Here is a 12309-nt window from a genome sequence, read left to right as displayed (position 1 = left end):
ATCAGAGGCGCCAAATGAGCGCCCGTTCGTCGTCTTGCCGCACTCGGCACGAGGCGTCACAAAATACCGAGGTTAGACATGTCCACCACTCCTGCGTCGGCCAATCCAAAGGTTGGCTTCGTATCCCTGGGCTGCCCCAAAGCACTGGTCGACTCCGAGCGCATCCTTACCCAGCTGCGCATGGAAGGCTATGACGTCGTGTCCACCTACCAGGACGCCGACGTCGTGGTGGTCAACACCTGCGGCTTCATCGATTCGGCCAAGGCCGAGTCCCTGGAAGTGATCGGCGAAGCCATCAAGGAAAACGGCAAGGTCATCGTGACCGGCTGCATGGGCGTCGAAGAAGGCAACATCCGCGACGTGCACCCGAGCGTGCTGGCCGTGACCGGTCCGCAGCAGTACGAGCAAGTGGTCAATGCCGTGCACGAAGTCGTGCCACCCCGCCAGGACCACAACCCGCTGATCGACCTGGTGCCGCCACAAGGCATCAAGCTGACCCCGCGCCACTACGCCTACCTGAAAATTTCCGAAGGCTGCAACCACAGCTGCAGCTTCTGCATCATCCCGTCGATGCGCGGCAAACTGGTCAGCCGTCCGGTGGGCGACGTGCTCGACGAGGCCCAGCGCCTGGTCAAGTCCGGCGTCAAAGAGCTGTTGGTGATCTCCCAGGACACCAGCGCCTATGGCGTCGACGTGAAATACCGCACCGGTTTCTGGAACGGCGCGCCGGTGAAAACCCGCATGACCGAACTCTGCGAAGCCCTGAGCACCCTTGGCGTCTGGGTTCGCCTGCACTACGTTTACCCGTATCCGCACGTTGACGAGCTGATCCCGCTGATGGCTGCCGGCAAGATCCTGCCGTACCTGGACATCCCGTTCCAGCACGCCAGCCCGAAAGTGCTGAAGTCGATGAAACGCCCGGCCTTCGAAGACAAGACCCTGGCGCGGATCAAGAACTGGCGCGAAATCTGCCCGGACCTGATCATCCGTTCGACCTTCATCGTCGGCTTCCCTGGCGAAACCGAAGAAGACTTCCAGTACCTGCTGAACTGGCTGACCGAAGCACAACTCGACCGCGTCGGCTGCTTCCAGTACTCGCCGGTAGAAGGTGCACCGGCCAATGACCTGGACCTGGAAGTCGTCCCGGACGACGTCAAGCAGGATCGTTGGGAGCGCTTCATGGCGCACCAGCAGGCCATCAGTTCGGCGCGCCTGCAAATGCGCATCGGCCGCGAGATCGAAGTGCTGGTCGATGAAGTTGACGAGCAAGGCGCGGTAGGCCGCTGCTTCTTCGACGCCCCGGAAATCGACGGCAACGTATTCATCGACAACGGCAGCAACCTCAAGCCGGGCGACAAGGTCTGGTGCAAAGTGACCGACGCCGACGAATACGACCTGTGGGCTGAACAGATCTAAACGCAAAAAATACGCAAAGCCCCGCTCTCTTGACGAGATGCGGGGCTTTTTTACGGCTATCGTTTGAGATTGAACGGATTCACACCAATCACGCATCAGGGGGGCAGACAGGCATGCGTCAGCATTCGGTCATCCAAACGCCGAAGTTCAGCGACTACGAAGAATTGACCCGGGTCTGGGAGGCCTCGGTACGCGCCACTCACGACTTTCTGCCCGACAGTTACATCGAACTGCTGAAAAACCTGGTGTTGACTCGCTACCTCGACGCGGTGATGTTGATCTGCACCAAGGATTCGAGCCAACGTATCACCGGGTTTGCCGGCGTCGCGGCCGGCAAGATCGAAATGCTCTTCATCGACCCTGACCATCGCGGCCAAGGCCTGGGCAAAAAATTGTTGCGCTATGCCCTGGAACACCTGAACGCCGACGAACTGGACGTCAACGAACAGAACCCGCAAGCCCTCGGCTTCTACTTCAAGCAGGGTTTCGAGGTCATCGGCCGCTCTGAAGTCGATGGCATGGGGCAGCCGTATCCGTTGCTGCACATGCGTTTGCGCCAAAACCAAAAGCTTTCACAACAGGGCTGACACAACACGTACAACTGTAGGAGCTGGCTTGCCAGCGAAGGATGAGAGAGCGCCGCGTTCTTTCAGGATAAACACGGTGCTCTTGAATCCATCGCTGGCAAGCCAGCTCCTACAAAAAGCACTGCGCGTAAATGGAATCGGGATTAACCGGCACCAGGCAGGTACAATGCCCACCCCCTTTTTGTTACGGCCCTGACATGACTGACCCGATTCGTCTCTCCAAACGCCTCATCGAACTCGTCGGCTGTTCCCGTCGGGAGGCTGAGCTGTTCATCGAGGGCGGCTGGGTCACCGTCGACGGTGAGGTCATCGACGAGCCGCAATTCAAGGTCGGCACCCAGAAAGTCGAACTTGATCCTGAAGCCAAGGCCACTGCGCCGGAACCGGTGACCCTGCTGCTCAATGTGCCTGCCGGCATGGACGCAGACACCGCCATGGCCACCCTCGGCGCCGAGACCCTGAGCGAAGAACACCGCTACGGCAAGCGCCCGTTGCGCGGGCACTTCCTGCGACTGACCGCCAGCACCGACCTGCAGGCCAACGCCAGCGGTCTGCTGGTGTTCACCCAGGACTGGAAAATCCTGCGCAAACTCACCGCCGACTCCAGCAAGATCGAGCAAGAGTATGTGGTCGAGGTTGAAGGCGAAATGGTGGCTCACGGCCTCAACCGCCTGAATCACGGCCTGACCCACAAGGGCAAGGAGTTGCCGGCAGTCAAGGCCAGCTGGCAGAACGAAAACCGGCTGCGCTTCGCCATGAAGAACCCGCAACCGGGCATCATCGCCCAGCTGTGCCAGGCCGTCGGCCTGAAGGTCGTCGCCATCCGCCGCATCCGCATCGGCGGCGTGTCCATCGGCAAAGTGCCCGTGGGGCAATGGCGCTACTTGTCCGGCAAAGAGAAGTTCTAAGGCTTGCGCCGCCGCCACATCTTTCGGCGCTGCTGCTTTCGGCGGCGCCCATAGCTGAATTATCAGGACTGCACACATGATTCATAACGACGTACTGCGCAGCGTGCGCTACATGCTCGACATCAGCGACAAGAAAGTCATCGAGATCATCAAGCTCGGCGGCCTGGACGTGGCCCTGCCTGACCTGGTGACCTACCTCGACAAGAAAGAGGAAGACGAGGAAGGTTTCGTACGCTGCCCGGACGAAGTCATGGCACATTTCCTCGACGGCCTGGTGATCTTCAAGCGTGGCAAGGACGAAAGCCGTCCGCCGCAGCCGATCGAAGTGCCCGTGACCAACAACATCATCCTGAAAAAGCTGCGGGTGGCGTTCGAGCTCAAAGAAGACGACATGCACGCGATCCTCAAGGCCGCCGAGTTCCCGGTGTCCAAGCCTGAGCTGAGCGCGCTGTTCCGCAAGTTCGGCCACACCAACTATCGCCCGTGCGGCGACCAGTTGCTGCGTAACTTCCTCAAGGGCCTGACCCTGCGCGTTCGCCCGCAATAAGCTCAAGACACATCTGTTTTCTGTAGGAGCTGGCTTGCCAGCGATGGTCGCAAACGATAACGCGTGCTGACTGGATGAACGCGGCGCTCTCTCATCCTTCGCTGGCAAGCCAGCTCCTACAAGGCGGAATGCCACCCTATTCCGCGCAAAAATAGTGGCTCCGCTTCTGGCGGCTGACAACTAGGGTGTTAAGACCTCAGTTTTCAGGATTCGCCATGCACCCCTACTTTTCCCTGCAAGGCCGCACCGCCCTGGTGACCGGCGGCACCCGTGGTATCGGCAAGATGATCGCCAAGGCCTACGTCGAGGCGGGCGCCACCGTGTACGTCTGTGCCCGTGACGCCGAAGCCTGCCAGCAAACCGCCGACGAACTCGGTGCGCTTGGACGCTGCCATGCCATGGCTGCCAACCTCGCCACCGAAGAGGGCGTCCTGCAACTGGCCACACGCCTGGGCGAGCAGATCAGCCATCTGGACATTCTGGTGAACAATGCCGGCACCACCTGGGGCGCATCGCTGGAGAGCTACCCGATCAAGGGTTGGGAAAAAGTCATGCAGCTCAACGTGACGTCGGTATTCAACTGCATCCAGCAATTCCTGCCCCTGCTGCGCAAGGCCGGCTCGGCGCAGAATCCCGCGCGGATCATCAACATTGGCTCAGTGGCTGGGATTTCATCCTTCGGCGAACAGGCATATGCCTACGGGCCGAGCAAGGCTGCGTTGCATCAACTGTCGAGGATTCTGGCGCGCGAACTGGTGAGCCAGCACATCAACGTCAATGTGATCGCCCCGGGGCGCTTTCCGAGCAAGATGACCCAGCACATCGGCAATGATGAACAGGCGCTGGCGCAGGATACTGCACTGATCCCGATGAAGCGGTGGGGCCGCGAGGAAGAGATGGCCGCGCTGGCGATCAGCCTGGCGAGTACTGCCGGGGCTTATATGACCGGGAATATCATTCCGCTGGATGGCGGGTTCAGCCTGTAGATCGGCGGTGTGGCTTTCGCGAGCAAGCCCGCTCCCACATTGGTCCTGAGTTGTTCACAAAAATGTGGCAGCGGGCTTGCTCGCGAAAGGGCCGGCACAGCCACCACTGAACACAGGTCGATCGGGTTATCATGCCCACCCTCTTCCCGCTTCGACCTCAAACCATGACCTACAGCGTTTCCCCCATCGGCTTCGTGCGCTCCTGCTTCAAGGAGAAGTTCGCCATTCCGCGCCAGCCGCAGCTGGCCCCGGCCGCCCGTGGGGTGCTGGAACTGGTGGCACCGTTCGATCAAGGGGACGCGGTACAGGGCCTGGAGCAGGTCAGCCACGTGTGGCTGCTGTTCCTGTTCCACCAGGCCCTGGAGGAAAAGCCACGCTTGAAGGTCCGCCCTCCTCGCCTCGGTGGCAATAAATCCATGGGCGTGTTTGCCACCCGCGCCACCCATCGCCCCAATGGCATCGGACAGTCAGTGGTGAAACTGGACAAGGTCGAAGCCAACCGTTTGTGGATATCGGGCATCGATCTGCTGGATGGCACGCCGATTCTCGATATCAAACCCTACGTGCCCTACGCCGACATCATCGCTACAGCCACCAACAGCATCGCCAGCGCCGCGCCGCAGCTGATTCCCGTGCAGTGGACGGACAGCGCCCTGGAACAGGCTCACGGGCACGCTCAGCGCCTTGAAGAACCCTTGGTGGAATTGATCGAGCAATGTTTGGCGCAGGATCCACGCCCGGCTTATCAAACACCTGCACCCGAGCGGGAATACGGTGCGCAGTTCTGGGATCTGGATGTGCGTTGGCACTACCCGAAAACAAACGTGATCCGGGTCCTGGAAGTTATCCCGGTTAAATAAACCCGGAAACGAAAAAGCCCGCATGACCTTCTCAGGCCATGCGGGCTTTTCTTTGCAATACACATCTACTGTAGGAGCTGGCTTGCCAGCGATGGACTCGAACTCACCGCGTTACACCAGGAAACACGCGTTATCGTTAACGACCATCGCTAGCAAGCTAGCTCCTACAAGGTGACCTGCGGTCACTTCTCGACGAAGGCACGCTCGATCAGGTAATCACCCGGCTCGCGCATCCGCGGCGAAACCTTCAGGCCGAAGCTGTTCAGCACTTCGCTGGTCTCGTCGAGCATGCTCGGGCTGCCGCACAACATGGCGCGGTCGTCCTGCGGGTTGATCGGTGGCAGACCGATGTCGCTGAACAGCTTGCCGCTGCGCATCAGGTCGGTCAGGCGACCTTCGTTCTCGAACGGCTCGCGGGTCACGGTCGGGTAGTAGATCAACTTGTCACGCAGCGCTTCGCCGAAGAATTCGTTCTGCGGCAGGTGCTCGGTAATGAATTCGCGGTAAGCGACTTCGTTGACGTAACGCACGCCGTGGCACAGGATCACTTTTTCGAAACGCTCGTAGGTTTCCGGATCCTGGATGACGCTCATGAACGGCGCCAGACCGGTACCGGTGCTGAGCAGGTACAAATGTTTGCCAGGCTTCAAGTCATCCAGCACCAGCGTGCCGGTAGGCTTCTTGCTGATGATGATCTCGTCGCCTTCCTTCAGATGCTGCAACTGCGAAGTCAGCGGACCATCAGGCACCTTGATGCTGAAGAACTCGAGATGCTCTTCCCAGTTCGGGCTGGCAATCGAGTAAGCGCGCATAAGCGGGCGGCCGTTGGGCTGTTGCAGGCCGATCATCACGAACTGACCGTTCTCGAAGCGCAGACCCGGATCACGGGTGCACTTGAAGCTGAACAGAGTGTCGTTCCAGTGGTGAACACTGAGGACACGCTCGTGGTTCATGTTGCTCATGTACGTGGGACTCCTGGAGATTGGTCTGCGCATGCGCTGCTAAAGATGCGGTGCGCAATTGCATCGCATTCTAATAGCAGTAACAATATCTGTTAAATGGATTATTAAGATAAGGGTTATCGGTTATATCGATATGCGATTTACTCTCCGTCAACTTCAAGTATTCGTCGCCGTCGCCCAGCAGGAAAGCGTATCCCGTGCTGCGGGCCTGCTCAACCTCTCGCAATCGGCGGCGAGCACCTCGATCACCGAACTGGAGCGCCAGTGCAGCTGCCAGCTGTTCGACCGCGCCGGCAAGCGCCTGAGCCTCAATGCGCTCGGCAAACAGCTGCTGCCCCAGGCGGTGGCCTTGCTGGACCAGGCCAAGGAAATCGAAGACCTGCTCAACGGCAAGTCCGGCTTCGGCTCGCTGGCCGTGGGCGCGACCCTGACCATCGGCAATTACCTGGCCACCCTGCTGATCGGCAGCTTCATGCAGCGCCATCCGGAAAGCCAGGTGAAGCTGCACGTGCAGAACACTGCCAACATAGTGCAACAAGTGGCCCACTACGAAATTGATCTGGGTCTGATCGAAGGTGACTGCAGTCACCCGGACATCGAAGTACAAAGCTGGGTCGAGGACGAACTGGTGGTGTTTTGCGCCCCTCAGCATCCGCTGGCCAAGCGCGGCACGGCCACCATGGAGGAGTTGAGTCACGAAGCGTGGATCTTGCGCGAACAAGGCTCCGGCACACGGTTGACCTTCGATCAAGCCATGCGCCATCACCGCACTTCCTTGAATATCCGCCTGGAGCTTGAGCACACCGAAGCGATCAAGCGCGCGGTGGAGTCAGGTCTGGGGATTGGTTGCATTTCCAGGCTGGCTTTGCGCGACGCATTCCGCCGCGGCAGCCTGGTGCCTGTCGAGACGCCGGATCTGGATCTGGCGCGACAGTTTTATTTCATCTGGCATAAACAGAAATATCAGACCTCGGCGATGCGCGAGTTCCTCGACCTGTGCCGCGCTTTCACCGCCGGGGTTCAGCGCAGCGACGAGATCGTGCTGCCAACGATCGCCTAGAGCAGAATCACCGCCCACACCAGGGCAATCATGCTCAATGCCACGAACTGGGCGGCACTGCCCATGTCCTTGGCATTCTTGGACAGCGGATGCCGCTCAAGGGAAATGCGGTCGATGGCTGCTTCCACTGCCGAGTTGAGCAACTCGACGATCAATGCCAACAGGCATACCGCGATCAACAATGCCCGTTCGACCCGGCTGACATTCAGGAAGAACGACAAGGGAATCAGGATGACGTTGAGCAAGACCAGTTGCCGAAAGGCGGCTTCACCGGTGAAGGCTGCGCGCAGGCCGTCCAGCGAATAACCGGAAGCATTGAGGATTCGTTTCAGGCCGGTCTGGCCTTTGAAAGGTGACATAGGGTGGGCAACTGACAAAAAGGAAGTGGGAAAGCTAGTTCAACCAAAGTCAAAAAAGCGTGAAGTTGCCAGCCTTTAATGGCTGGAAATTGACTCAAGTTGTTGCAAGAGCAGCGCGGCCTGGGTCCGGGTCCGTACATTCAGTTTACGGAAAATCGCGGTTACATGCGCCTTGATCGTCGCCTCGGAAACACTCAGCTCGTAGGCGATCTGCTTGTTCAGCAAGCCTTCGCAGACCATGGTCAGCACCCGGAATTGCTGCGGCGTCAGGCTGGCAAGACCTTCGCTGGCCGCTTTCGCCTCATCGGAAACGCTGACCGCTTCGAACGCCTGCGGTGGCCAGAACACGTCGCCATCGAGGACCGCCCGCACGGCTTTCTGGATCACACTCAAGTCGCTGGATTTGGGAATGAAGCCACTGGCGCCGAACTCACGGGACTTGACCATGATGGTTGGCTCCTCCTGAGCCGAGACCATGACCACCGGAATCTGCGGGTACTGACCGCGCAGTAGGACCAGCCCGGAAAAACCGTAGGCTCCCGGCATGTTCAGGTCCAGCAGTACCAGATCCCAGTCGGACTTCTCTGTCAGGCGGACTTCCAGTTCGGCGATGCTCGCCACTTCCACCAGGCGGACATCCGGGCCAAGGCCAAGGGTCAGCGCCTGATGCAAGGCGCTACGAAAAAGTGGGTGGTCATCGGCAATCAGGATTTCGTATGTGGCCATTTTTCAAATGATCCTGTTTTTCGTGGGACGCCCGATGCATTCGGGCCTCGCCAAAGCAACTCAAGGCACAGCCACGGAGCTGCACTTACAAGGCACGCTCAACGCAAAAAACCGCGTTGCAAACTTTGGCCGCACCCCAATCGGCGCCAAGCATGCCCAGCGAAGCCGGGGTGGTCAAGCCGCATGGCCGGTACACTTTATTGCAATATCCGCGACAATCAGTCCAGCAATGGCGTGACCGGCTGGACATAGGGCATCAACTCGGCGTGCGCCGGGGTCGAAACGTTCATGTCCAACTGATGTTTGGCGTCGAGGTAGTGCTGGCTGAACACATCGAAGTAGGCATCCAGCACCGAGGCCGCGGCTACATCGCCTGCAAGGTCGAGGCACAGCGCCGCCACTTCCGCCGTGCACAGATGCTCGCTGCGGGTCGAGCGGCGCAACCGGTAGCGGGAGAGTTTTTCCGGCAGCAGGCTGAGGATCGGCAATCGATCGAAATAGGGGCTCTTGCGAAAGATCTTCCGCGCCTCGGTCCAGGTCGCATCCAGCAGAATGAACAACGGGCGCTTCGTGCCATCGACATCCACGCTGTTTGTCACACGCTCAGGCGCGACGTACTCCCCCGGAAACACCAGGTAAGGCTGCCATTGCGGGTCGGACAACAGCGCCAGCAACTTCGGATCGACCTCCGTACGGGACCAGATGAAGGCATGGTTGTCCGGGACCACGTCGGCGATCAGCCAACCCGTGTTGCTCGGCTTGAACACTTCCTTGTTGGTCATGATCAGGCACACGCCGGAGCGGGTAGCGACCTGCGGACGCCATGCGCACAGGCAGTGACTCTCGATCACCCGGCAATCACGGCAACGCGGTGCGCGCCAGCCGCGGGCCTGAATCGGCTTGATGCCCTCCTCCTCGCGCTGATCGCGCAGGCGGGCTACGGCATTCAAGGCAAAGCGCGCGCGGGTATGACTCATAGCGGGCAACGCCCGCAGAGAAGGGAAATCGACACGAAAAACACTCGACAGGGTAAAAAGTGCCAGCAGTTTACCAGACCGCCCGGTGCAAGCCTGTACCGTCCAGCCTGCCTCCCCTATAATTCGCCGCCACTGAACGCACAGTCACGTGACGGGTCCAACCCCCATCACTGAACCAGGAGAGTTTCATGCTGCGCCTTATCGTTCCTACCGCGGCCATTTTGCTGGCGTCGTCCTTCAACGCCCAGGCTGCGTCCCTGAAAGACACGGAACTGAACAAAATGCTGCAAAACGTCGCCACCCAGAGCAGCGTCGGCACTCCACGAGCGATCAACGAAGACATACTCGATCAAGGCTACACCGTTGAAGGCAAGCAGCTGATCAACCATCTGAGCGTGCAGAGCAGCCACGCCGACAAGATGCGTGCAGACCCCAAAGCGGTGTACTTCCAGTTGGGAGCTTCTGTCTGCAGAAATGAAGGGTTTCGCAAGCTGATGGCCAAGGGCGCGATCATGCGTTACGACTTCACCGAGGTGAAGACCAACCGTCCAGTCGGCTCTGCAAGCTTCCAGGAATCGGATTGCCTGCAACCAGCGAAGAAGAAAAAGTAATCACCGGGAATTGGCGCGCCGCTGTTCATCTTCGGCGCGCAATTCCGCCAGCAGCGCCTGCAAGTAATGCGAACGGCGTTCGCCGCCACGCAAACGCCGGCAGCACTCCTCTTCGAGACTCAAATGATTGGTCTCGGCTGATGACTTCAGCAATCGATACAGTTGCGTATCGATCTCCAGAACGACTCTGGTCATGGTTTCCCGCCTCCCTGCACTTCACTCTTGTTTGAGCGATAAATCCTTGAACCGCTTGTACCGTGCGCCATGCCATTGACGCAAAGCTGTCGTGTGACACCTGTAACTTAGTAAATCAGAGTGCGGCACAGGCGACGTACGTTCGGACGAGCGGTGAAACCACCTTGCATATCGTCAATAAGCGGTTGCCAGGAAAGACTTTGTGGCGCAATGATCAAGACAGCGCAAATCACTGTAAAGGTCTAGATTTCAGATTATCCACGTTCATTTTTCAGGGCTGGAAAGGGGCTGCCCATCGCTTGCCGTATTGTGCGAATGTTTCTTTCATCCAAGGGAAAAACAGAGCCTGTTTGGATGACCCGGTGTTTTTCGGGTCAAGTAGATCGCCCAGGCATGGGCCGGGGCAGACAGCGACACATGAAGTGTCGTGGCACCGACGCACGTTGTCGGGCCGAGGGTTCTGTGCAGAAGGAGAAGTTGAATGCCTTACCAACCGAATGACCTCCTGAGCCGTCATTTCGAAGAAAGCGGCCACGACCTCATCAGCAAGGTCGAAGAACAGCTCAAGCTGATTTCACCCAACAGCCCGAACACCCCGATCTACCGCGACATGATCCTGACCGTGCTACGCATGGCCCAGGAAGACCACAACCGCTGGAATGCCAAAATCACCCTGCAAGCCCTGCGCGAACTGGAACAGGCTTTCCGCGTGCTCGAACAATTCAAGGGGCGGCGCAAGGTAACTGTCTTCGGCTCGGCCCGTACCCCCATGGAACATCCGCTCTACAGCATGGCCCGGGAACTCGGTGCCGCGCTGGCGCGCTCGGAGATGATGGTGATCACTGGCGCCGGTGGCGGCATCATGGCCGCCGCCCATGAGGGCGCCGGACTGGCAAACAGCCTGGGGTTCAACATCACCCTGCCCTTCGAACAGCATGCCAACCCCACCGTCGACGGCACGACCAGCCTGCTGCCCTTCCACTTCTTCTTCACCCGCAAGCTGTTCTTCGTCAAGGAAGCCGATGCCCTGGTGCTGTGCCCGGGTGGCTTCGGTACCCTGGATGAAGCGCTGGAGGTGCTGACACTGATCCAGACCGGCAAAAGCCCATTGGTGCCAGTGGTGCTGCTCGACACGCCGGGCGGAAAATTCTGGCAAGGCGCACTGGACTTCATTCACCAGCAACTGGAGGAAAACCACTACATCCTGCCCACTGACATGAAGCTGGTGAAACTGGTCTACAACGTCGAAGAAGCGGTAGAGCACATCAATCAGTTCTACGGCAACTTCCACTCCAGTCGCTGGCTCAAGCACCAGTTCCTGATTCGCATGAATCACGCACTCAGCGACAGCGCACTCGAACACATACAGGTGGCTTTCGGCGACCTGTGTCTGAACGACCATTTCCATCAGCACGTTTACAGTAGTGAAGAACATGACGAAGCCGAATTCAGCCATCTGGCGCGGCTGGTCTTCAACTTCAACGCCCGCAATCATGGCCGCCTGCGCGAGCTTGTGGACTACATCAACCTGCCGGAAAACTGGACACAATCAAAAGCCCAGATACAGCAGCGCACACGGGAGCCGTCAAAAGTTACGTGAGGCATAAAAAACGGCCCGCTATCGAAATAGCGGGCCGTTTCAGTTCAATCATCCATCCCTCGACCGCTGAACAGGCGGTTGATCATTTCCATGGAGTATCCCCGATACGCCAGGAACCGGCCTTGCCTGGCCCGCTCCCGGACGTCTGCCGGCAATTGCCCGGAGAACTTGCGTCGCCAGGTATCGGCCAGTTGCTCCTGCCAATCGATACCGCTCTCACGCAGGGCGAGTTCAATATCGGTGCGCTGCAGGCCGCGCTGGCTCAATTCTTCGCGAATGCGTAAAGGGCCATAACCGGAACGGGCGCGGTAGGAAACGAAACTTTCGAGATAACGGGTTTCGGACAACAACCCCTCTTCCGTCAACCGGTCGAGTGCTGTTTCGATCATTTCAGGGAGGGCGCCGCGCTGACGCAGTTTACGCGTCAGCTCGACACGACCGTGCTCGCGTCGTGCGAGCAGGTCCATTGCGGTTCGCCGCACCGCGACGAGTGTATCGAGTACGGCGGTCATCGC

Annotated in this window: 16 protein-coding genes; 10 read left to right on the top strand and 6 right to left on the bottom strand. The window is 59.0% G+C overall.

All coding sequences use genetic code 11. From position 1 onward, the window contains the following. The first annotated feature begins 78 nt into the window (after positions 1-78). The 6 genes from rimO to tsaA all read left to right on the top strand — a co-directional run bounded on the left by rimO (position 79) and on the right by tsaA (position 5304). Positions 79-1416, top strand: a complete 1338-nt coding sequence (gene rimO / locus AC06G5_RS05785; RefSeq protein WP_007971167.1) for a 30S ribosomal protein S12 methylthiotransferase RimO — start codon at positions 79-81, stop codon at positions 1414-1416. A gap of 113 nt (positions 1417-1529) precedes the next feature. After that, on the top strand, positions 1530-2003 hold the full coding sequence (locus AC06G5_RS05780) for a GNAT family N-acetyltransferase (protein WP_413427214.1): 474 nt from the start codon (positions 1530-1532) through the stop codon (positions 2001-2003). Between the two features lie 197 nt (positions 2004-2200). Next, the gene (locus AC06G5_RS05775; protein ID WP_413427216.1) at positions 2201-2911 is read left to right on the top strand and encodes an rRNA pseudouridine synthase; all 711 of its coding nucleotides are present in this window, start codon (positions 2201-2203) and stop codon (positions 2909-2911) included. 76 nt (positions 2912-2987) lie between these two features. Continuing rightward, positions 2988-3458, top strand: a complete 471-nt coding sequence (locus tag AC06G5_RS05770; RefSeq protein ID WP_111281414.1) for a YehS family protein — start codon at positions 2988-2990, stop codon at positions 3456-3458. Positions 3459-3673: 215 nt separating this feature from the next. Then, entirely contained in the window at positions 3674-4444 is a 771-nt protein-coding gene (locus AC06G5_RS05765; RefSeq protein ID WP_413703482.1) for an SDR family oxidoreductase, read from the top strand. A 164-nt stretch (positions 4445-4608) separates the two neighbouring features. After that, complete coding sequence (gene tsaA / locus AC06G5_RS05760; protein WP_480459855.1) at positions 4609-5304, top strand: tRNA (N6-threonylcarbamoyladenosine(37)-N6)-methyltransferase TrmO; 696 nt, start codon at positions 4609-4611, stop codon at positions 5302-5304. A 182-nt stretch (positions 5305-5486) separates the two neighbouring features. Here tsaA and fpr read toward each other — a convergent pair whose 3' ends face one another. Next, positions 5487-6266: a ferredoxin-NADP reductase gene (gene fpr / locus AC06G5_RS05755; RefSeq protein WP_003443014.1), complete on the bottom strand. Its 780-nt coding sequence runs from the start codon at positions 6264-6266 to the stop codon at positions 5487-5489. 133 nt (positions 6267-6399) lie between these two features. Here fpr and AC06G5_RS05750 point away from each other — a divergent pair, with 133 nt between their 5' ends. Then, positions 6400-7326 (top strand): LysR family transcriptional regulator, encoded by a 927-nt coding sequence (locus AC06G5_RS05750; RefSeq protein WP_043302480.1) that lies wholly within the window; start codon positions 6400-6402, stop codon positions 7324-7326. Here the strand turns inward: AC06G5_RS05750 and AC06G5_RS05745 are convergent. Then, on the bottom strand, positions 7323-7685 hold the full coding sequence (locus tag AC06G5_RS05745; protein ID WP_007996906.1) for a diacylglycerol kinase: 363 nt from the start codon (positions 7683-7685) through the stop codon (positions 7323-7325). The genes AC06G5_RS05750 and AC06G5_RS05745 overlap by 4 nt on opposite strands. Before the next feature lie 75 nt (positions 7686-7760). Further along, positions 7761-8411, bottom strand: coding sequence for a response regulator transcription factor ErdR (gene erdR / locus AC06G5_RS05740; RefSeq protein ID WP_008054094.1), 651 nt, complete (start codon positions 8409-8411; stop codon positions 7761-7763). Here erdR and AC06G5_RS05735 point away from each other — a divergent pair. Next, on the top strand, positions 8404-8649 hold the full coding sequence (locus tag AC06G5_RS05735) for a hypothetical protein (protein ID WP_413427225.1): 246 nt from the start codon (positions 8404-8406) through the stop codon (positions 8647-8649). The two genes, erdR and AC06G5_RS05735, sit on opposite strands and share 8 nt — an antisense overlap. Here the strand turns inward: AC06G5_RS05735 and AC06G5_RS05730 are convergent. Continuing rightward, a complete protein-coding gene (locus tag AC06G5_RS05730) occupies positions 8630-9388 on the bottom strand; it encodes a tRNA-uridine aminocarboxypropyltransferase (RefSeq protein WP_413427227.1) in 759 nt (252 codons plus the stop codon). The two genes, AC06G5_RS05735 and AC06G5_RS05730, sit on opposite strands and share 20 nt — an antisense overlap. 188 nt (positions 9389-9576) lie before the next feature. Between AC06G5_RS05730 and AC06G5_RS05725 the strand changes: the two genes are divergently transcribed. After that, positions 9577-9999: a quorum-sensing-regulated virulence factor family protein gene (locus AC06G5_RS05725; protein ID WP_007990204.1), complete on the top strand. Its 423-nt coding sequence runs from the start codon at positions 9577-9579 to the stop codon at positions 9997-9999. On the opposite strand, the gene AC06G5_RS05720 is transcribed toward AC06G5_RS05725, so the two are convergent. After that, positions 10000-10194 carry a hypothetical protein gene (locus AC06G5_RS05720; protein ID WP_413427229.1) on the bottom strand — a complete coding sequence of 65 codons (195 nt, stop codon included), beginning with the start codon at positions 10192-10194 and terminating at the stop codon, positions 10000-10002. Between the two features lie 481 nt (positions 10195-10675). On the opposite strand from AC06G5_RS05720, the gene AC06G5_RS05715 reads away from it, so the two are divergent. Beyond that, a complete protein-coding gene (locus AC06G5_RS05715) occupies positions 10676-11794 on the top strand; it encodes an LOG family protein (RefSeq protein ID WP_413427231.1) in 1119 nt (372 codons plus the stop codon). Between the two features lie 44 nt (positions 11795-11838). On the opposite strand, the gene recX is transcribed toward AC06G5_RS05715, so the two are convergent. Then, complete coding sequence (recX, locus tag AC06G5_RS05710) at positions 11839-12306, bottom strand: recombination regulator RecX (RefSeq protein ID WP_413427233.1); 468 nt, start codon at positions 12304-12306, stop codon at positions 11839-11841. Between the last annotated feature and the right edge of the window lie 3 nt (positions 12307-12309).

The organism is Pseudomonas sp. WT-JTC (genome assembly GCF_056711565.1).
Note: the sequence above shows the minus strand (reverse complement) of the source record. Positions and strands in the feature narration are given on the sequence as shown.

What these genes read in the sequence shown, in the direction of transcription:
- AC06G5_RS05720 (WP_413427229.1), bottom strand. Translation starts at nt 10,194, where the DNA reads ATGACCAGAGTCGTTCTGGAGATCGATACGCAACTGTATCGATTGCTG.
- AC06G5_RS05780 (WP_413427214.1), top strand. Translation starts at nt 1,530, where the DNA reads ATGCGTCAGCATTCGGTCATCCAAACGCCGAAGTTCAGCGACTACGAA.
- AC06G5_RS05730 (WP_413427227.1), bottom strand. Translation starts at nt 9,388, where the DNA reads ATGAGTCATACCCGCGCGCGCTTTGCCTTGAATGCCGTAGCCCGCCTG.
- AC06G5_RS05745 (WP_007996906.1), bottom strand. Translation starts at nt 7,685, where the DNA reads ATGTCACCTTTCAAAGGCCAGACCGGCCTGAAACGAATCCTCAATGCT.
- rimO (WP_007971167.1), top strand. Translation starts at nt 79, where the DNA reads ATGTCCACCACTCCTGCGTCGGCCAATCCAAAGGTTGGCTTCGTATCC.
- erdR (WP_008054094.1), bottom strand. Translation starts at nt 8,411, where the DNA reads ATGGCCACATACGAAATCCTGATTGCCGATGACCACCCACTTTTTCGT.
- AC06G5_RS05770 (WP_111281414.1), top strand. Translation starts at nt 2,988, where the DNA reads ATGATTCATAACGACGTACTGCGCAGCGTGCGCTACATGCTCGACATC.
- AC06G5_RS05725 (WP_007990204.1), top strand. Translation starts at nt 9,577, where the DNA reads ATGCTGCGCCTTATCGTTCCTACCGCGGCCATTTTGCTGGCGTCGTCC.
- AC06G5_RS05750 (WP_043302480.1), top strand. Translation starts at nt 6,400, where the DNA reads ATGCGATTTACTCTCCGTCAACTTCAAGTATTCGTCGCCGTCGCCCAG.
- tsaA (WP_480459855.1), top strand. Translation starts at nt 4,609, where the DNA reads ATGACCTACAGCGTTTCCCCCATCGGCTTCGTGCGCTCCTGCTTCAAG.
- AC06G5_RS05715 (WP_413427231.1), top strand. Translation starts at nt 10,676, where the DNA reads ATGCCTTACCAACCGAATGACCTCCTGAGCCGTCATTTCGAAGAAAGC.
- AC06G5_RS05765 (WP_413703482.1), top strand. Translation starts at nt 3,674, where the DNA reads ATGCACCCCTACTTTTCCCTGCAAGGCCGCACCGCCCTGGTGACCGGC.
- recX (WP_413427233.1), bottom strand. Translation starts at nt 12,306, where the DNA reads ATGACCGCCGTACTCGATACACTCGTCGCGGTGCGGCGAACCGCAATG.
- fpr (WP_003443014.1), bottom strand. Translation starts at nt 6,266, where the DNA reads ATGAGCAACATGAACCACGAGCGTGTCCTCAGTGTTCACCACTGGAAC.
- AC06G5_RS05775 (WP_413427216.1), top strand. Translation starts at nt 2,201, where the DNA reads ATGACTGACCCGATTCGTCTCTCCAAACGCCTCATCGAACTCGTCGGC.